The organism is Nocardiopsis sp. NPDC101807, assembly GCF_044766605.1.
In the GTDB taxonomy this organism is placed as follows: domain Bacteria; phylum Actinomycetota; class Actinomycetes; order Streptosporangiales; family Streptosporangiaceae; genus Nocardiopsis; species Nocardiopsis tropica.
The window spans coordinates 871,993-890,648 of sequence record NZ_JBIWMK010000002.1; the positions used below are offsets into that span (position 1 = coordinate 871,993).

18 protein-coding genes are annotated in these 18,656 nt (G+C 73.4%); 9 read left to right on the plus strand and 9 right to left on the minus strand.

The window, feature by feature from the left end:
- Nucleotides 1-5 precede the first annotated feature (5 nt).
- Nucleotides 6-644, plus strand: a complete 639-nt coding sequence (locus ACIRPH_RS09100) for a TetR/AcrR family transcriptional regulator C-terminal domain-containing protein (RefSeq protein ID WP_402911347.1) — start codon at nt 6-8, stop codon at nt 642-644.
- Between the two features lie 88 nt (nt 645-732).
- On the opposite strand, the gene ACIRPH_RS09105 is transcribed toward ACIRPH_RS09100, so the two are convergent.
- Complete coding sequence (locus ACIRPH_RS09105; protein WP_402911350.1) at nt 733-1,713, minus strand: ArsR/SmtB family transcription factor; 981 nt, start codon at nt 1,711-1,713, stop codon at nt 733-735.
- 422 nt (nt 1,714-2,135) lie between these two features.
- Here ACIRPH_RS09105 and ACIRPH_RS09110 point away from each other — a divergent pair, with 422 nt between their 5' ends.
- Both ACIRPH_RS09110 and ACIRPH_RS09115 read left to right on the plus strand, forming a co-directional pair.
- The gene (locus ACIRPH_RS09110) at nt 2,136-2,471 is read left to right on the plus strand and encodes a PadR family transcriptional regulator (protein ID WP_344178108.1); all 336 of its coding nucleotides are present in this window, start codon (nt 2,136-2,138) and stop codon (nt 2,469-2,471) included.
- Between the two features lie 3 nt (nt 2,472-2,474).
- On the plus strand, nt 2,475-3,038 hold the full coding sequence (locus tag ACIRPH_RS09115; protein WP_402911355.1) for a hypothetical protein: 564 nt from the start codon (nt 2,475-2,477) through the stop codon (nt 3,036-3,038).
- A gap of 227 nt (nt 3,039-3,265) precedes the next feature.
- On the opposite strand, the gene ACIRPH_RS09120 is transcribed toward ACIRPH_RS09115, so the two are convergent.
- Nucleotides 3,266-4,057, minus strand: coding sequence for an AraC family transcriptional regulator (locus tag ACIRPH_RS09120; protein WP_402911357.1), 792 nt, complete (start codon nt 4,055-4,057; stop codon nt 3,266-3,268).
- Nucleotides 4,058-4,215: 158 nt separating this feature from the next.
- Between ACIRPH_RS09120 and ACIRPH_RS09125 the strand changes: the two genes are divergently transcribed.
- Nucleotides 4,216-5,667, plus strand: a complete 1,452-nt coding sequence (locus tag ACIRPH_RS09125; protein WP_402911360.1) for an MFS transporter — start codon at nt 4,216-4,218, stop codon at nt 5,665-5,667.
- A 416-nt stretch (nt 5,668-6,083) separates the two neighbouring features.
- Here the strand turns inward: ACIRPH_RS09125 and ACIRPH_RS09130 are convergent, their stop codons facing one another.
- From ACIRPH_RS09130 to ACIRPH_RS09140, 3 genes are all read right to left on the minus strand, one after another.
- Entirely contained in the window at nt 6,084-6,962 is an 879-nt protein-coding gene (locus ACIRPH_RS09130; RefSeq protein WP_402911363.1) for a patatin-like phospholipase family protein, read from the minus strand.
- 69 nt (nt 6,963-7,031) lie between these two features.
- Nucleotides 7,032-7,958: an oxidoreductase gene (locus ACIRPH_RS09135; protein ID WP_402911366.1), complete on the minus strand. Its 927-nt coding sequence runs from the start codon at nt 7,956-7,958 to the stop codon at nt 7,032-7,034.
- Nucleotides 7,959-7,999: 41 nt separating this feature from the next.
- Nucleotides 8,000-8,443, minus strand: a complete 444-nt coding sequence (locus ACIRPH_RS09140) for an ester cyclase (protein WP_402911369.1) — start codon at nt 8,441-8,443, stop codon at nt 8,000-8,002.
- 183 nt (nt 8,444-8,626) lie between these two features.
- Here ACIRPH_RS09140 and ACIRPH_RS09145 point away from each other — a divergent pair, with 183 nt between their 5' ends.
- Both ACIRPH_RS09145 and ACIRPH_RS09150 read left to right on the plus strand, forming a co-directional pair.
- Nucleotides 8,627-9,301, plus strand: coding sequence for a TetR family transcriptional regulator (locus ACIRPH_RS09145; protein WP_402911372.1), 675 nt, complete (start codon nt 8,627-8,629; stop codon nt 9,299-9,301).
- A 448-nt stretch (nt 9,302-9,749) separates the two neighbouring features.
- Nucleotides 9,750-10,175, plus strand: coding sequence for a VOC family protein (locus ACIRPH_RS09150; protein ID WP_402911674.1), 426 nt, complete (start codon nt 9,750-9,752; stop codon nt 10,173-10,175).
- Between the two features lie 222 nt (nt 10,176-10,397).
- Here ACIRPH_RS09150 and ACIRPH_RS09155 read toward each other — a convergent pair whose 3' ends face one another.
- The 3 genes from ACIRPH_RS09155 to ACIRPH_RS09165 all read right to left on the minus strand — a co-directional run bounded on the left by ACIRPH_RS09155 (nt 10,398) and on the right by ACIRPH_RS09165 (nt 14,816).
- Nucleotides 10,398-10,652 (minus strand): hypothetical protein, encoded by a 255-nt coding sequence (locus ACIRPH_RS09155; protein ID WP_402911375.1) that lies wholly within the window; start codon nt 10,650-10,652, stop codon nt 10,398-10,400.
- Between the two features lie 77 nt (nt 10,653-10,729).
- Nucleotides 10,730-11,335: a hypothetical protein gene (locus tag ACIRPH_RS09160; RefSeq protein ID WP_402911377.1), complete on the minus strand. Its 606-nt coding sequence runs from the start codon at nt 11,333-11,335 to the stop codon at nt 10,730-10,732.
- Nucleotides 11,336-12,041: 706 nt separating this feature from the next.
- Nucleotides 12,042-14,816: an AAA family ATPase gene (locus tag ACIRPH_RS09165; protein ID WP_402911380.1), complete on the minus strand. Its 2,775-nt coding sequence runs from the start codon at nt 14,814-14,816 to the stop codon at nt 12,042-12,044.
- A 201-nt stretch (nt 14,817-15,017) separates the two neighbouring features.
- Here ACIRPH_RS09165 and ACIRPH_RS09170 point away from each other — a divergent pair, with 201 nt between their 5' ends.
- The gene (locus ACIRPH_RS09170) at nt 15,018-15,404 is read left to right on the plus strand and encodes a winged helix-turn-helix transcriptional regulator (protein ID WP_402911383.1); all 387 of its coding nucleotides are present in this window, start codon (nt 15,018-15,020) and stop codon (nt 15,402-15,404) included.
- A gap of 56 nt (nt 15,405-15,460) precedes the next feature.
- Here ACIRPH_RS09170 and ACIRPH_RS09175 read toward each other — a convergent pair whose 3' ends face one another.
- Complete coding sequence (locus ACIRPH_RS09175) at nt 15,461-16,114, minus strand: MarR family winged helix-turn-helix transcriptional regulator (protein WP_402911386.1); 654 nt, start codon at nt 16,112-16,114, stop codon at nt 15,461-15,463.
- A gap of 137 nt (nt 16,115-16,251) precedes the next feature.
- Between ACIRPH_RS09175 and ACIRPH_RS09180 the strand changes: the two genes are divergently transcribed.
- Complete coding sequence (locus tag ACIRPH_RS09180; RefSeq protein ID WP_402911389.1) at nt 16,252-17,223, plus strand: aldo/keto reductase; 972 nt, start codon at nt 16,252-16,254, stop codon at nt 17,221-17,223.
- 170 nt (nt 17,224-17,393) lie between these two features.
- Nucleotides 17,394-18,497, plus strand: a complete 1,104-nt coding sequence (locus ACIRPH_RS09185; protein WP_402911391.1) for a Gfo/Idh/MocA family protein — start codon at nt 17,394-17,396, stop codon at nt 18,495-18,497.
- Nucleotides 18,498-18,656: the final 159 nt, after the last annotated feature.

Here is an 18,656-nt window from a genome sequence, read left to right on the forward strand (position 1 = left end):
TCAACATGGCCAAGGGGATCACTCGGGAACAGATCGTGGCAGCGGCACTGGACCTGCTCGATGACACAGGCATGGAGGGCCTCACGGTCCGTGCGCTCGCCGCCCGGCTCGAGGTGCGCCCGCCCGCGCTGTACTGGCACCTGCGCAACAAGCAGGAGCTCCTCGACGAAATGGGCACCACCGTCATGCGACGCGTCAGCACCGCGGTGTCGGCCCTGTCACCGGCCGACGGCTGGCGTGAGGACCTCGCCGCCTACGCGCGGATCCTGCGCGCGGAGTTCCTGCGCCACCGGGACGGGGCCCGCATCTTCAGCGGCACGCGCATCGCCGACCCCGAGGTGGTCCGGATGAAGGAACCGTGGCTCACGCGCTGGACCGCGCAAGGCGTGGGCCTCGCCGACGCCGACGACGCCATCGACGTGGCCGTCGCCTTCGTCGTCGGTTTCGTCATCGAGGAACAGGAGCGGGGGCAGTCGGCCGAGGCCGACCCGTCGCGCTACTCGGTCGACGAGCGCGACGCGTGGCTGGGTCCGGACGCCCCGCTGACCAAGGAGGCCGGCCACCTGCGCGACGACGGCGACCAGCGGTTCGAGCGGCACCTGGGCATCGTCCTGGACGGCCTCGCCGCCCGCATCGGCGCCTGACCCGCGGCGCTCGGGAACACCCCGCCAGGCCGTGGACAGGGCCGGGCCGCTCGGGCGCACCCTCGGCGGCGCGGCTCCGGGCCACCGCTCAACCACCGCACAGACCACGCCCCAGGGGCGTAGCGGTGTGGAGCGAGGAGGAGCCGAGCCGGTGCGTGGCGACCAGGCCGTTCTCCCGCAGCACACTCAGGTGCTGGCTCGCCGTCGCCATGGAGACGCCGACCTGGCGGGCCACCTGGGTGGTGGAGTGCCCGTGACGGGCCACTGTGCACAGGACCTCGGCCCGGGTCCGGCCGAGGAGGTTTCCCAGCGCCTCGTCGCTCCGGCGTTCCCGCCCGCCCGAGAGCCAGTCGGCCCCCACCGCGTCGTGGTCGACGGGGTAGACCAGGACGGGCGGCAGCGAGGGGTCCCGGAGCAGGATGGGGACGCGCCAACAGAAGAAGGACGGGATCAGGCGCAGTCCTCGCCCGCCCAGGTGCAGGTCCCGGTCGGTGAGTCGGCTCCGCACCTCCAGGACCGGGGACTGCCAGTCCAGGGTCGGGTTCAGGCCGGTGAGGAGGGAGTCGACTCCCCCCTGGAGCAGCGTGCGGGCCCGCAGGGCCCGGTCTGCGTGGACATGCCGACGGATGGAGTCCCAGTGGGGCGCCAGGGCTCGGTCGTAGTGGTCGCGCAGAGCACCCGTGAGCCTGCGGAGGGCGCCCGTGCCTCCGTTCGCCAGGTCCGCGCTCCATCCGGGCAGCCTCCGGTCGCGTCCGAGGACCTCCAGGTCGCCGCGCAGGCGCGAGCGGGGCGTGCCCGCGAGGACGTCGATCCCCTCCTCCACTCGACCGATGGCCCCTGCGGGGGTGAGGAAGTCGGGAGAGTAACCGCGCGGGGGCGCGAAGGGCAGGACGTCGCGCAGTGCCGCGGACGGCTCCCCTCCGAGAGTGCGGCGCCAGTGCCCGAAGACCCTGCGGCCGTCCCGGCTCTGGAGCATGTGGAGGCTGAGCAGCGTCTCCCACATCGGGTCGGGCTCCGCCGCCACCACGGTTCGCGCGAAGTCGGTGCCGGTGAAGTGGATTCTTACCATCGTCGCCATTCCCACCTGGTGTGACAAGGCCTCTGCGCGCCGCCCGCGAGGCGCGGCGGAGCGGGCGGAACTCGGGGAGGTGAACGGGTCGGGGAATCAGCACCGCGGCCGAGGGAGGGCGTCAGCGGGAGCGGCGGGCGCGAACGGTTCGGTGGCCGTGAGGCCGACCGGGGCGGGGGGGTGCGGGGGGTCTTCCTACGCAAGAGGGGCTCCGGCTCGGAAGAGGCGGGCGCATGCGAGCCGGGATCCCTCGCTGACGCGCCGCACTCAACGTAGAGGACCCGGGGCCGAGTTCGTAACCCTGTGTCCTCTTGCGGACGGGGAGCGTCACAACGAGCAACCGGCACCCCAGGGGCACCACGACCGTTTGCCAACATGCACTCCTGGACGTAATATGACGCTCCCTGATATATATCCTCTGCATGAAGTTGAGTGAGCAGAGTTACCTCGTCCTCCTGGCCCTGACCGAGGGGCCCACCCACGGCTACGGGATCATCACCTCCGTGCGCCGGCTGTCCGAGGACAAGGTCAAGCTCGGCGCCGGCACCCTGTACGGGGCCCTGGACCGCCTGGGCGACCAGGGCCTGGTCGAGGCCGCGGGCGAGGAGGTCGTCAACGGCCGCAACCGCCGCTACTACCGGCTCACCGGCCGGGGGCACGCGGTCCTGGCCGCCGAGACCGAGCGCATGGCCCGCCTCGCCGAGCTCGCCCACCGCCTGCTCAATCCCGGCCCCCGCCCCCAGCCAGGAGGAGCCTGACCGATGGACGCCTACGAACAGCAGCTGCGCCGGGCCCTGCGCTGGTACCCGCGCCACTACCGCGAGAGCCGCGGCGAGGAGATCGTGGCCACCGCACTGGAGCTGCGCGCCCCCGGCGCGGACACGGTGGACCGCGCCGAACTGCGGGGGCTGGCCCTGGCGGGGGTGCGCACGCGCCTGCGCGAGAGGCCGCCGCTGTGGGCGTGGGCCGGTTACCGCCTCTTCGGCTCCCGACTCCCCTACCGGTACCGGATGTGGGCCCGCGACGACGCGGCCGGGCGCTGGTTCGCGGTGCGCCGCTTCGGTTGGGGCCTGGTCGCGCTCGTGGCCGTGATGGCGGCGTGCATCCCGCTCGCGCAGGGAGGGGCCCTCTACGCAGGGGTGGACCCGTGGGGCGGTGAGTACACGGTGGGGCCGATGCCCAAGGCGGCGGAGAGCCTGCTGGCGGTGGGCGGGCTGTGGCTGGCCCTGTTCGTGTTCCGCCTCGACCGCGGCTCGGTCCTGGCCCGACACGGCTTCGCCCCCCGCGCCGAGCCCCCGGCCGGGGCAGCCGGGCACCAGGGCTGACCACCGCTCCGTCCGCAGGCCTGCGCCCGGCTCAGCGGCGGTCGAAGGCCTGCGTCGCTTCCTCCGCGCCACGGCCGGGCGCCCGGACGTGGACGCACCGGCAGGCGCCCAGCTGCGCACTCCATCCGGCCTCGCGCAGCGCGTCCGCATAGCCGTCCAGCTCTGCCGTGAACCACGTCCCGTCCCCGCGAGCCGACCGTTCGGCGGGAGACCGGCCCCGACCAGCGCTAGGGGCTCGTGTCGGAGTCCTCGAACACCACGTCGCCGTCGAGGTAGCGCCTCGGCGAGGTGCCGACGGTTCGGCGGAACGCCGCCAGGAACGCGCTCGGTGTCGCGTACCCCGTGGCGTGTGCGACCCGGGCCACGGATCGGCCTTCGGCCAGGAGCGGCAGGGCGGCCCGCAGCCGCACATGGGTGCGCCAGCGGTCGAAGCTCATGCCCGTGTCGTCGACGAACAGCCGTGTCAGGGTACGCCGGCTCACTCCGACGGCCCGTGCGTGGGCTTCGAGACTCCGCCGGTCCGCGGGGTCGGCGAGCAGCGCGTCGGCCACGGCGCGCACACGGCCGTCGACGGGGCGGGGCACGTCGATGGGCATCGTCGGCAGGGGGTGCAGAAGGTCCGGCACGACCGCCTCGGCCCGCAACCGTACGTCGTCGGCGAGGTCCTGCCGGCTGAGGTGTTCGATCAGGTGGGCCAGCAGTCCGTTGACCCCCACCGGTGTGGGCTCCGTCCAGTCCAGACCGCACTGGTCCGGTTCGAGGTAAAGACAGCGCAGCACCGCGTCGCGGGTCGCACCGGTCCGGTGGACGACCCCCGCGGGCACCCACAGCGCCCGTGTGGGCGGCAGGACCCAGTAGGTGTCCTCGACGGCGATGCCGAGCACTCCGTGTCGGGACCAGGCCAACTGGTGCTTCGTGTGGCTGTGCGGTGGTATCCACTGCCCCGACGACAGGGGGAAGCTCCCGACGACGATCGTCCCCGCCCCGGGTGGAACTGCTCCCATGTCGTCTTCGCTCATGCGCTCCAGGGTATGGCCTCAACTCGACACGATGTGGCCCTATAGCGGATTGTGGCCGACACGGCCCGTGCGTAGCTTCGTCGCATGCCGATCAATCCTCCGCGCCGACGGCGCTCCTCCAGGACGAAACCGCCGACCACGCCGCAGGGGCGTGCGTCATGACCTCGGCGTCACCCCTCACCGCGATCGCCGGCCGCCGCCGGCTGGCGCTGTTCCTGCTGTGCTTCGTGCAGTTCATGCTCGTCCTGGACGACACGGTGGTGAGCGTCGCCCTCCCCAGCATCCGGCAGGAGCTCGGCTTCCGCGCCGCGGGGCTGGCCTGGGTGGCCAACGCGTACTTCCTCGCCTTCGGCGGGCTGCTGCTGCTTTTCGGCCGTGCGGCCGACCTGCTGGGCCGACGGCGCGTCTTCCTCTGCGGCGTGGCGCTGTTCGGCGCGGCGAGCCTGGCCTGCGGACTGGCCCAGGAGCCCTGGCAGCTCGTGGCCGGACGGTTCGCCCAGGGGGCGGGCGCTGCCATGGCCGGCCCGGCGGCGCTGTCCCTGATCACACTCCTGTTCCCCGGCACCGAGGAGCGCGCCGGGGCACTGGGCATCTGGGGAGGCATCGCGGGTCTGGGCGGCACGATGGGGCTGGTCGTCTCCGGTGTGCTGACCGACCTCACCTCCTGGCGCTGGATCTTCCTGATCAACCTGCCCGTGGCCGCTCTGGCCCTGGTGCTGCTCCCCCGCGTGGTCCCCGAGAGCCGGGCCGCCCGACGAGCACGCCTGGACGTACCGGGCGCGGTACTGGGCACCGGCGCCGTCGTGTCCCTGGTCTACGGTTTCCTCCGGGCCGGGGAGACGGGCTGGGGCGGCACGGCCTTCGTGGGACCGCTGCTCCTCGCCGCCGCCTTGGCTGCGGCGTTCCTCGTGGTCGAGTCGCGTACGGCCGAGCCGCTGGTGCCGTTGTCGTTCCTGGCCTTCCGGCCCCGTGCCGTCGCCAACGGCACGGCCCTGCTGTTCTCCGCCGCTTTCTACGCGATGGCCTTCCTGCTGATGATCCACCTGCAGACCGTTCTCGGCTACGGCCCGCTCAGGGCGGGTGTGGCCTACCTGCCCTACGGCGCCGGGATCCTCGTGGGCCTGTGGCTCTCCTCCCGTGCGGTGCTCAGGTTCGGGATGCGCCGCACCCTGATCGTGTCGTTCCTGATCAGCGCGGCCGGTCTGCTTCTGCTGTCCGGCGTGGCGCCGGACGACGGTTACGCGTCCGGCGTGCTTCCCGGCCTGCTCGTCACGAGCCTCGGGTGCGGCCTGAGCCTGCCCGCCCTGGCCGTCGCCGCGGTCACGGGCACCACCGAGGAGAACGCCGGTCTGGGCGCGGCCCTCTTCAGCTCCGTCCAACAGGTGGGCGGTGCCGTGGGCCTGGCGGTGCTGGTCGCCCTGGCCGTGCGCCGCAGCGACGCCCTCACCGACGCGGTCGGCCCGTCGCTCGCCGCGACGGAGGGCTTCTCGTTCGCGCTCGTCGTCGCCGCCGTACTGCTCGCGCTCGGCGCCGCCCTCATCGCCGTGCTGCTCGGCAACCGCCACTCGGAATCCGTCGACACCGGCGAGACCCCGGCACAGCAGGGGTAGCCGCCTGCGGCCGTCCCCTTCCGAGTCCGCGGACCCGTGTCCCCGGTCCTCGGCCGGGCCCCGGGGTTCCACGACAAGACCACCACCCTAGTGCTCGCCCGGCCGGCCGCGGATCGGGGCGCGGGGGTCCGGCCCAGCCGGGTGGCCACGGTCACCGGGGAGCTGGCTGATCACGGTCGTGATGGCGGCGTGCGCTCCCCGGCGGTGGCCGGAGCCCTCTGCGCGGGTGCAGACCCCTGGGGCACGGAGCACACGACGGGGTCGGTTCCCAAGGCCGTGGAGACCGTGCCGGCGCCGGGCGCCCTGTGGTCGGCGTACCGGACCGCGGTGCAGGCCGTCATCCGGCCCGGCGGGGACTGGATGATCGCGCCGCGCTCTACGACGCCCCCTGCTCCGACAGGCGGGTGGGCTGCCCCTCACAGCAGCGCCGCGACCTGCCGGGCAGCCCTGCGGCCGTCCTCCAGGCCGATCCGGGTGGCGCGGGGGCGCAGTCGTTGGTCGAGGAGTTCTCCGGCGACTTCGGTGAAGTCCGGGCCGTCGGTGATCCTCACGATGCGTAGACCCTGTCGTTCGAGCGCGTCGAGTTCTGCGTCCTCGGCCACGTTGGCGAGTGCTCCCGCTCGGGGGCCGATGAAGACGATGGCGTCGAGGTTCTTCTCCTCGGCCAGTGCGGCGGCGCCGGGGAGGCGGGGGGCGTCGCAGTAACGGGCGCCGTCGAAGCGGACCGGTGGGAAGAAACCGGGTACGGCGCAGGAGGAAGCGACGGCTGCGGCCAGATCAATGCCGTCGCCGCGTGTCCACGCCACGGTCTCGCCGGTTTCACAGCGCACGCTGGTGATGCGCAGGTCGCCCTCCGGCCAGCTGGAGAGCGGCAGCAGGGACCGGAACAGGTGCACGGCCGCGTCTTGGTCCAGGTCGCGTGTGGCGGCCATGGCGAGATGACCGATGGCGCGTGCCCGCTCGATGCCCGGCCCTTCGGGGGAGAGCATCAGGCGCATGATTTCCGGCGGAACCGCGCTGGTGCCGCCACCGGTGTCAGCGGTGGTGCCGGGGGTCGGTTCGGGGAGCGGCGCCAGTGGCGTGAGCAGAGCGCCGCTTTGTTCGGCGCGGGCACGCTCGACCAGGTCGACTCCGCCCATGGCCATCGCCGCGACGTAGGCTCCGGCCGAGGTGCCGACGGCGACCGAGCAGGCAGAAGGGGTGAACCCCGCGTGCTCGCCCAGGGCGGCGAGCACACCGGTCTCCCAGGCGATGCCGACCACGCCGCCTCCGCCGAGGATCAGTCCGGTGTTCATGTCCAACTCCTTGCGTGGGTGGGGTGCCGGTCGAGGGCGTGTGCTCCCCCGTGCCGACCGGTGGGGGGTCTAGGGGGCTGTCTCGGTCCCGGGGTCGAAGGGGACGCCGGTGAGCTGTTCGCTCGCCGCCCACAGCCGCCTGCCCTCCGCGGGGTCGTCGGCGCCCGTGGGGAGCTTGGCGGGCTCGGGGGTGCCGGAGGTCTGGTCGCGTCCGGCGGGGCCGATGAATTCTCCGGAGGTGACGTCCGGGCTGGTCGCCGCGTACAGGGAGGGCCAGGCCGCGCCCTCGGCCGAGCCCATGAGCAGGCGCGCGGCGATCGGGGTGACCATGCGGCTCAGAGGGCCGTTGCCGTGCTGCTGCAGTCCGGTCATCGCCGACCCCGGGTGGACGACGAGCGCCTCGACGGTACTGCCTGCCGTGCGGCGCGCGAGTTCGAGGGTGTAGACGACGTTGGCGCGCTTGGACTTGGCGTAGGCGCCCATGGCGCGGTAGCGCTTCTCGCTCATCAGGTCGTCGAGCCCGCCCGTCGGCCACCGCGCCGCGATGGCGCTGACGGTGACCACGCGCGGTGCGGACGAGCGGCGCACGGCGGTCCAGACCTGGGCGTCGAAGGCGAAGTGGCCCAGGTGGTTGGTGCCGACCGTCATCTCGAAACCGTCGCGTGTGGTCCGCCGCTCGGGCAGGTTCATCACGCCGGCGTTGTTGAAGAGCAGGTCGACCGTCTCGGTCTGGGCGACGCGGGTGGCGGCGTCGCGGACGGAGGAGAGGTCGGACAGGTCGAGCACGAGGGTGTCGGTCCGGGCCCCGGGGGCCGCTGCGCGCACGGCCTCCGCGGCCCGGTCCAGCTTGTCCCGGCTGCGCCCGGCCAGGATGACGCGGGCCCCGTGCCGGGCCAGGACACGGGCGGTCTCGAGCCCGATCCCGCTGTTCCCGCCGGTGATCAGCGCCGTGCGGCCGCTCTGGTCGGGGATGCTGTCAGGAGTCCAGTGGTTCATCTCTGTGTCTCTCCGTCTGTCCGTCGTGTGCTGCGCGCGGGTCATCCGGCGCTTGGAAGGGTCGTGATGCCGAGCTGGAGGAACAGTCCGAGGACGTCCTCGGCGAAGGTGGCTTCGGCGATCTTGTGGTTCTTGACGCGGTACACGCCGGCGCCCAGCCATCGGGCGTGCCTGCCGGTGGGAGCGGCGCCCATGAACGCGCCGGTGTGGGTGCCGCTGTTGGTGAACAGCAGCACGACGGTGTCGCCCTGCGCGACCACCTGGATGACGTCCAAGCGCAGGCCGGTGAAGGCGCCGACGGCGTTGGCCGCCATGAAGTCCTTGTAGGCGTCGATGCCGTGGTGCTCGCCCAGGCTGCCGCCGCGCCAGATCATGTCGTCGGTCCAGAGCTCGTCGATCGCGTCGAGGTCGCCTCCGTTGACGACTTCGTCGACGAAGCGTCTGACGACCGCGACGTTCGCTTCGGTGCTTGCGGCGGGGCTCATGGTGTTCTCGCTTCCAGGGGTGCCGCGGCAGCCCCTCGCGTCAGCAGACAGCTGCTCACGGTGGTCCACGGAGCAGCCCGCATGGCGACCGGCCACCCGGTCAGGAGGTCTTCTGTGACGCGCCCCCAAGTTAAGGGACCGGTGGTCTGATGTCAAAAGACCGGCAGTCTGTATCCTTGGGGTATGACGAACTTCCAGCGTGCGCGCAGTGAGGAGCAGCGCGAGATACGGCGCCGGGCCATCCTCGACACCACCGCGACCATGCTCGAGGAGATGCCCGCCAGTGCCGTCAGCCTCAACGAACTGAGTCGCCGTGTCGGGCTGGCGAAGTCCAACGTGCTGCGCTACTTCGAATCGCGTGAGGCGATCCTGCTGGAGCTGTTGGACCGCGCCTGGCAGCAGTGGATCGCCGACCTGCCAGCCCTCCTCGACTCCGGCATCGACCGGGCGGCGTCCGTGGACCGGCGCACGGAGCAGTTCGCCACCGTCGTGGCCCGCTCCCTCGCCGAGCGCCGGGTCCTGTGCGACCTGCTGAGCTCACAGGCGGGCGTGCTGGAACACAACGTCTCCGCCGAGGTGGCCGCCCGCTACAAGCGCGCGGCCGTGGCCAACGTCGCCGACATCGCGGCGTCGGCCCGCCGGCACCTTCCCGAGCTGGGCAGCAGCGCACCGCAGCTGACCGCGGCCATGATCATGGCCATCGGCGCCGTCTGGACACACGCACGGCCCTCCGAGGCGATGCTGGCCGCCTACCGGGCCGATCCGTCACTCACCGCGTTCAAACTGGACTTCGTGACCGCTCTGCAGGAGATGCTGGCCACGCTCGCCGCGGGCACCATCGCCCGCGCCTCCCTGTGACCCACCCGTGCTGGAGCAGGACTACCCCGGCGGCGACTGAGATCCCGGTCCGGTCACGACAGCCCTCGCGCGACTCGACGTTGTTCGGGGGCCGTTCTGTGTCCGAGTCCGTCAGCTCCTCATCGCCCTGGCCGTGCTCGCGGTCCACCCCACCGTCTGGCCGTCGCTGCTCCACGGGCCGTCCGCGGTGGCCGGCTTGGGGGCCCTGGCGGAGCGGCCCCGCTTCGAGCGAGCGGTACGCGTCCTCGCGGTCCCGCTGTTCCCGCTCGGGTTCGCCCCGGATCACCCCGCGTCCTGGACGGACACCCCGGGGCGATGGGGGTCGATGCGGGCCCCTGGGAACTCAGCCCGTTTCCGGGTGTCGAGAAGGCGGCGCCGGCACCGTCCCGGGTACACCTGGGCACACCGGGCCACGTGACGAAGGGGAACCACCATGACGATTCAGCGGATGGACAACGTCGGCATCGTCGTCGACGACCTGGAAGCCGCCATCGCCTTCTTCACCGAACTCGGCATGGAGACGGAGGGCGAAGCGCAGATCGAGGGCCCCTGGGCGGACCGCACCGTCGGACTCGACGGCGTACGCTGCGACATCGCGATGATGCGCACCCCAGACGGACACGGGCGTCTCGAGCTGGCGAGATACCGCTCCCCGGAGCCGATCGGCGCCGGGCCGCACAACCCGCCGCACAACACACTGGGCATGCACCGCGTCATGTTCGCCGTCGACGACATCGAGGACGCCGTCGCCCGCCTGCGCACCCACGGCGCCGAACTCCTCGGCGGGCTGGCCCGGTACGGGGACAGCTACAGGCTCTGCTACGTCCGCGGCCCCGCGGGGATCATCGTCGGGTTGGCCGAACAGCTCGGCTGACGATGGCACGGGCGCCGTCGCGCGAACAGGCGTTCCCGCGTCCGACCGACCCGACCGGCGGATCGCCGGTGGGGTCGCGCCTCGCCGATCACCGCCCACCCGTGGTGGGCATCCACGACCCGGTGGGGGTCCCGGCGAGGCGCCCCGGGTTTCCTGGCAGGGCACAGGGGGCACCACGCCGGTCGCGGGCGTTCCGGCCGCTCGGCCCGGAACGGTGTCCGGTCACTCGTGCACGGTGACGTTCACCTGCAGGGTCGAGCGATCGGGGTCGCTCCCGGGCGCCGACCGGGCGGACGTGTACCACTGGCCCACGCCGACCGCCAGCGCCGCAGCCGCGATCACCACTCCCAAGGCCGTGAGCAGGAGCATCCTCGTGTTCCGCCGGGCCTCCTCGGCGGCCGGAGCGTTCTGGGCGGAGCAGCACTCCGCGCTCTCCCGGGCGCGCCGGCCCCGCGCCTCGCCCCGATTGTCGGACACCCGTTCCCCTGCCCTTCCCCGCGCACGAGGCCTCGACGCTCTCCGGTGGGGCCGCCGGGCCCCGTCGCCCCGCACCGTCAGTCCTTCGGCGGGAGCAGGATCATGGTGGGGCGCTCCTCGCCGTTCTGGTCCAGGCGCCGCCATGCCGTCACCCACCGCTGGAAGTCCTCCTCGGTCCCTCCGCACGCCACCACGAACGCGTTCAGCACGGAGTACTTGGGGAGCTGGTCACCGCGCAGCGTCGCGCAGAAGGCCGCGGCCGAGCAGAACTCCACCCGGCGGTTCATCTCCCGGAACGAGGGCTCCCCCGCCCACCGCCGGTAGCGGCGCATGGTCTCGATGAACTCGGCGGGGGTCGTGGCCAGGAGCGGATCGGGCTTGAGGTCGTGGCCCGGAAGGTCCGGCACCGCCTGCGGCCGACGGCGCGCCCCGGCCGTGGACCCGTGGGAGGAGCGCTCGTCGACGACGAGCACCTCCACGCCGCGGCCGCTCCTGGTGCGGGGCTCCTCCGGGGGCGTCACGGAGACCACCGGGACCACGGGGACCTCGCCCCACAGCATCCCCTCGGCGTCCACGCGGACCCGGCGCGGCAGGGCGTCGGGGACGACTTCGTAGCCGTACTCGGGGCGGTAGCGGAACAGGGACTGCTGGGGGCCGCTCTCGGGCTGGCGCCGCTGGTTCATCGGACGGCCTCCGTCCCGTGCGCGACGGGGGCGGCGCCCCCGGTTCGGCCGCAGGCGCACACCGCGCCTGTGGAGGTGGGGCCCCTGTGAAAAATGAAGCGAATCATGGGCTCAACAACCCTTTCCTGAAGGATTTTCCTCTTCGACTGGACCGGAACACACCCGCTCATAGTGGAAAGAAATCGCGACAGATACCCCGGAGACGTCGCGATCGAGAGGTGGATGTCCGTGAGGTGCCGATGTGGGGAAAAGTACCTCAAGTCGAGGAGGAAGCGGCATGGGGGAGAACGGGATATGCCCGGTTGGGAGCCCAATATGAACCAATGAGACCGATGCACCCACACGTCGGAATCGCGTTCTCAGGCGTTCAGAAACGTTCAGGAACGTTCACAGGTGAGATCTACTCGTTCGTAGGCTTTTAAACGCGGCACGGCGGGTACAAAACGCCATGCGCGGATCAGAACAGGTTTCTCAGTTCCGGTCACGCGCAAACCAGGTTATCGGGATTCTGAAACCTGGGAGGGCGACTCGACTGGACATCGGGGAGCGAGGAGTGGAGACCTTCGCGCCCCGTTCGAGAAGGCGCCCCCGGCGCCGCCTCCGGCAGGTCCCCCCGAGCTACCGGAGGCGGCCCGAACCCCGGCGGCCACCGTCCCGGCCCCGGCCGGCCCTCGAACGGCTTCGACGCCCCTCACCGCGGCTCGGCTCAACCCGGCTCCTGGCCGCCGTGGGTGACCCCCAGCTCGGACCGCGTGGTGATGCCCAGCTTGGCGAACACGTTGCCGAGGTGGTGGCCCACGGTGCGGTGACTGATCCGCAGCTTCGCGGCGATCTCGCGGTTCGTCATCCGCTGAGCGGCCAGCCGGGCGATCCTGTGCTCCTGGGCGGTGAGCCGGACGTCCTTCCCGGCGTCGGGGCGCCCCCGGCTGCCCGGGGGGCCGGTGAGGTCCCGTTCACGCCGCGCGCGCCGGCTCAGCGGCTCGGCCCCCAGGCGCTCGAACGCCTCCAGGGCGCTCCCGAGGTGGACACGCGCGTCGGTCCGCCGACGCCCCCGCCGCAACCACTCGCCGTAGAACAGCTGGACGCGGGCGCGCAGAAGCGGTTGCGATCGTGTGCCGGGCACGTCGAGCGCGGCCCGGAAGGCGTCCTCGGCGCGGGGTCCGCCCAGCAGTGCCTCGGCGGCGTGCGCGGAGGAGCACGCCCACGGCGCTCCGGTGCGCCGCGCCCAGGCGTGCAGCCGCCGCACCCGTTCCTCGGCGACGTCGAGCCGTCCCACGTGCACAGCGGCCTCGGCGGTGTCGAGCGCGGCCAGCAGCGCGAAGGTCGGGTGCATCGCCCCGTGCCCGGGGTCGGCCAGGCGCAGCAGGGTGTCCAGCGCTTCCCCGGGGCGCTCCTGGAACAGGCTCGTCATGCCGTTGATCCAGTAGGACGCCGCGCTCACCGCGCGGCTTCCCCGGGGGAGCGCGGTCCGGAGCACGCGGTCGGCGGCCTCGGCGGCCCGCTGCTCGTCACCGCGCACGGCGGCGAGCCAGCCCAGGCAGTTGCGGCAGTGGGCGGCGATCTGGTCGGCGCCCACGTCCTCCGCGAGCCGCAGCCCTTCCGCGGCCGCGGACTCCGACTCCGCCCAGCGGCCGGCGAAGCCGTCCAGCGTCGCGGTATGGGCCAGGACGTCGGCGAGCCGGGCCGGCTCGAACCGCCGCCGCAGGTGCGGCGCCCGGCGGCGCAGCGCGTCCCCCATCGCCGTGTCGATGCCCCAGACCACGGCGAGAGGCGCAGGCGGAAGCAACCGCAGCGGCGTCCTCCGCGCCAGGGAGAGGGCGTCGGCGAAACCGGGCGGGTCGGCCGGCGCGGTGTCGGCGGCCGGGTCGTCGCTCCACCAGGCCAGGAGGACGGGCAGCCCGGCCCGCTCCTCGACGTCGAGTTCCAGCAGCGACTCCAGCGCCCCGGCCGCCAGATCGCTGCGTCCGGCCGCCCAGCCCGCGCGCACGGCCGTGGTGCCCAGCTCCAGCGCCGTACCCGGATCCCCGACCAGCTCCATGTCGGTGGTCAGGTAGTGGTGGGCCAGTTCGGGGGCGCCGCGGGAGGCCTCGATGACGCCTCGCAGACCCAGGCTGCAGCGGACGATGTGGGCACCCGGGGCCAACCGCTCCGCGTCGTCGAGCAGGCGCTCCGCGGTGGTCGCCCACCCGGCGTCCCAGGCTGCCCGTGCGGCTCCGGCGAGCCGTCGGGAGGCGTCGGTCGGCGCCGGCGAGAGTTCGGCGGCCCGCCGCAGCGCCCGTGCCTCCGACTCCATGGCACCGCGGAGCCGGGAATGGGCCGCGGTCCGTTCGAGCAGTCCGGCGACGTCCTCGTCGTGGTCGTACGCCGCGGAGGCGAGGTGCCAGGCGTGCTCCTCCGATTCGTCCGGCAGCGCGGCGGCCAGGGCCCGGTGCGCCCGCCGCCTCTCCGCGGCACCGCAGCACTCGTAGACGGCTCTGCGCACGACGGGGTGGCGGAACCCCACGCGGTCGCCCCTCACGCGCACCAGGCCCGCGTCCGCCGTCTCGTCCCAGGCGGTGTCGTCGACGCCGAAGGCGCGTCCGGCCCGTCGCACCACGAGCAGGTCACCGTGGTCCTCGGCCGCCACGAGCACGGTGAGCGACCGCGCCGGGGGGCTCAGGGCGTCGATCGCGGCGCGGAAGGCGCGACACATCCGTGGTCCGACGGGTGGCCGCAGCCGGCCGGGGAGGGGTTCGACCTCGTCGGGGCCCCAGTCGGATCCGACCGACTCCAGCAGCGCCAGGGGGTTGCCCCCCGCTTCCTCGACCGCCGCCCGCACCACGGCCTCGTCGGCGCGCGGGGCCGCGGTCGCGTGAAGGCGCCGGGCGCTCTCCTCGGTCAGGCCCTCGACCCGCACGTCGGGGATGCCCTCCCACGGCCGGGCGGCCGGGTCGCCGTGGTCGGCCACCAGCACCACCACGGGATGCGCCGCCACACGCCGGGCGAGGATTCCCAGGCACCGCGCGCTGGCTCCGTCGAGCCACTGCGCGTCGTCCAGCGAGACGAGGACGGGCCGTTCCTCGGCGATCGCGCAGAGCAGCGACAGCACGGCCGCCCCCACCGGGAGCGGGTCTGCCGACGCCGCGCCCGCTTCGAGGGCGGCACGCAACGCCGCGCCCCCGTCCGTCGGCAGCGACCCCATCCGCGCGGCCACCGGTCTCAGCAGCCCGTGCAACCCGGCGAAGGGCAGGTCCGACTCCGATCGGGTGGCCCGGTGGCCGAGCCGGACGAAGTCCGCGGCCCGGTCGTGGGCGTAGCGCAGCAGGGTGGACTTGCCGATGCCCGGTTCGCCCCACAGCGCGAGGGCGCCGCCCCTACCGCCGCGTGCCCCCGAGAGGAGCCCGTCGAGGGCCGCGATCTCCTGCCGGCGGCCGATCGGCTCCGCCGTCGCCGGGAGGACCCCGGCCCCGGCGGCGTGTGTGTCGGAAGGCGGCGGGTTCATGGCGCTCGTTCGGCGCCGAGGGGCGCGCGAGCCGCACCGGTGGTCGGGTACGGTTCGCGTCCCGGCGAGCGGCCCCGGTTCACGGCGAATCCCGAGGGGTGCGGTGTTCGTTCATGGTCCAAGACTGCCCAACGGCCCCTTCAGCAGCAAAACGGACATGACTCGGTCAGCAAAGATGACCCTCTCCGGTACCCTGCCCGCATGACCAGATCCCGACCGACCGGCACGTCCGCGGCCCCCTCCGCCCCCGGTGGTGCGGCCGACGACTTCGCGTACATCGACGACGAGGTGTGCCGCAGCTTCCAGCGCTCGGTCGAGATCGTGGGCAGGAAGTGGACCGCCTCGGTGCTGCTGGCGTCCGTGCGGGGCGCCCGCAGGTTCGTCGAGTACCGCGCGTATGTTCCCGGCATCTCGAACCAGCTGCTGTCCCAGCGCCTGCGGGAACTGCAGTCCCACGGGCTGATCGACCGGACGGTCGTGCCGACCACCCCGGTGCAGATCCTGTACCGGCCCACCGAACGCGGGGCCGGGCTGATGCGCGTCCTGCACCCGCTCGTCGAGTGGAGCGTCGAGAACGACCGGGGGTGACGGTCCGTCGCCGACGACGACCGATGAGCCCCCGCCCCCGGGACCGGGCGGAGGAGTCACCCGTGCGGCGGTGGGGGCCCGTCCGCCCGGGAGGTCGCTCCTCCCCCAGGAGCCGGTGCCGCTGAGCCGCTCCCGGAGCGCCCGTGCGTGATGGCGGCCTCGACCGCGGTGCCGATACGGCGCAGCGCCGCGAGATCCTGCGGCCCCAGACCGTCGATCAGATACTCGCGGACCGCCGCGACGTGCCCCGGCGCCGCAGCCACCACCGCCTCGTGACCGGCCTCGGTCAGTATCGCGTCGGTGCGCCGGCCGGCCCCCGGCACCCGCTCCCGTGTGAGCAGTCCGCGTTTCTCCAGCCGCCCCGCCACGTGCGACAACCGCGACAGCGACGCCGACGTGCGCGCGGCCAGCTCGCTCATGCGCAGGGTGTGCGCCGGCTGCTCGGAGAGCACCGAGAGCACCATGTACTCGAAGAAGGTCATCTGTGCCTCGCGCTGCATCCGCGCGTCCAGCGCGGCTGGCAGGCTGATCATGAGCGCGGAGTTGGCCAGCCACGCCGCCAGCTCGTCGGGCTCCAGCCACCGCGTTCGCGCAGCCGGAGGGGCGGTCCGTCCCGCGTGGAGATCTTCCCCGGGCTCCGACCCCTCGGTCGTCGGCCCCTGGGACGCGTCCCGGTCCGGCCCGTGCTCCCCCGCCGTGATTCTCGCCATGACCCCACCCTAACCGCTGTTGTTGACGGATCAAGTTGAGTCACGTAGAACTTGATGCGTCAAGTTCGCACGGCCCGGGGCACACCGGCACAGGTGCGCCACCGCGGACCGGCGACCCGTCCAGGAAGGACCACCGCATGCGGACCACATCGCTCGGCGGACTCCAGGTCTCGCGCATCGGCCTCGGCGTCATGGGAATGTCCGCGTTCTACACCGGAGCAGGCCGTGACGACCGCGCGTCGATCCGCACCGTCCGGCGCGCCCTGGATCTCGGCGCCACCCATCTGGACACCGCCGAGGTCTACGGGCCCTACGTCAACGAGGAACTGCTGGGCCGCGCGATCAGCGGCCGCCGCGACCAGGTCGTCATCGCCACCAAGTTCGGCCTCGTCTCCCACACCGGCCGGCCGGGCCCCGACAGCACCCCCGCCAACATCCGCGCGGCGGTGGAGGGCTCCCTGCGGCGCCTCGGAACCGACCGCATCGACCTGTACTACCAGCACCGCGTCGACCCCGGCACCCCCATCGAGGACACGGTGGGCGCGCTGGGCGAACTGGTGGCCGCGGGCAAGGTGCGCCACATCGGCCTGTCGGAGGCGGCCTCGGCGACGATCCGCCGGGCCCACGCGGTCCACCCCCTGACCGCCGTCCAGACGGAGTACTCGCTGTGGACCCGCGACGTCGAGGCCGACGTGCTGCCCACCCTGCGGGAACTGGGAATCGGCCTGGTCCCCTATTCGCCTCTCGGGCACGGTTTCCTCACCGGCGGCATCCGGTCGCTGGACGGCCTGGCCGCCACCGACTGGCGGCGTACCAACCCCCGGTTCACCGGTGGCAACCTCGCGCGCAACCTGCGCATCGTCGACGAGGTGGGCGAGGTCGCCGCGGAGGCCGGAGCCACGCCGGCGCAGGTCGCCCTCGCGTGGCTGCTCGCGCAGGGCGAAGGCATCGCTCCCATTCCGGGCACCAAGCGCGCCGACCGTCTCGAGGAGAACACCGCCGCCGACGGCCTCCGGCTCACCAGCGCCCAGATCACCCGGTTGAACGCACTGGCGCCGGCCTCCGGCGAACGCCACTCCGCCGCGGACATGGCCGCCGTCGACCGCTGAGAAGGCGGCGGGGCGAGTACCGCCCCGCGCGCCCTCCGACCGAACCGGTCGGCCCCCGGGCGGTGGCGCGGCGCCTCCGGGACGCCCCCGCCACCCCCACCACCCCGCAGCGGACCGGACCCACGGACCAGCCGTGGGCCGGCCGCACATCGAGAACGGAACCGCACACCATGTCAAGCAGTCCGATCCGCGTCGGCGTCATCGGCGCCGACACCGAGGCGAGTTGGGCGGGGGCGTCGCACATCCCCGCCCTGGCGGCGCAGCCGGAGTTCAGGTTGGCGGCCGTGGCGACACGGCGCGAGGAGAGTGCGCGCCGCGCGGCCGAGGTCTTCGGCGCCGAACGCTGGTTCGCCGATCCCCTCGAACTGATCGGCGACCCCTCCGTCGATCTCGTCACCGTGGCCGTCAAGGTTCCGGCCCACCGCGAACTCGTGCTGGCGGCACTCGCGGCGGGCAAGGCCGTGTACTCGGAGTCCCCGCTGGGCGCGACCGTCGCGCAGACCGAGGAGATGGCCGCGGCGGCGGGCCGGCTGCACACGGCGATCGGCCTGCAGGGGCGGCACAACCCCTCGGTGCGCCGCGCCGGGCAGATCGTGGCGGAGGGCCGGCTGGGGCGGCTGCTCTCGGCACGGGTCTGCGCGACGACGTTCGGCAACGGCCCGGAGTCGGTGAGCGCCTACGCGTACTTCGACAAGGCGGCGGCGGGAGCCGGTTTCCTGACCATCGCGGTGGGCCACGTGCTCGACGTGGTCGAGGCGGTCCTCGGACGCGTCACCGAGATCGACGCGCGCACCGAACTCCTGTGGCCACGGGTACGGCTGGCCGACACCGGCGGGACATCGGTCCGGGAGACGCCGGACCACCTCGACGCCGTCGTCAAGACCGCCTCGGGGGCGCCGGCGGGGGTGCAGGTCCTGGCGGGCGTGCCTGCGGCGGACGCCCGCTTCAGCCTGGAGGTCCGCGGAACGGACGGCTGGCTGGCACTGACCGGCGGCCATCCCGCGGGGGTTCAGGTCGGCGACCTCGTGCTGACCTCGAGTGCGGAGTTCACGGCGCCCGACGCCCCCGTCGCCACCGGCGCCGGACCGACCGCCGCGGAGGTCTGGGCGGGCGCCTCCGTCAACGTGGGAGAGGTGTACGCCGCTCTGGCCCGCGACATGAGGAACGGGACGTACGACACCCCGGGGTTCGCACACGCCCTCCACAACAGCCGGCTGATCGCCCGGGTGGAACGAGCCGCGCGGACCGGCCTCCGACAGCACCTGCCGCAGTAGCCGGTCCGGGGCGTGGGGGGCCCCCCCCCCCCCCCCGGGGGCGGGGGGGGGCCGGGCGGGGGGGGGGCCCCCCCCCACCCCGTTCCCGGCGGGGGGCCCCCCAACCTCACACCGGCCCCCCCGGCGAACCCCACCCCCACCCCCCAAAAACCCGCCCAC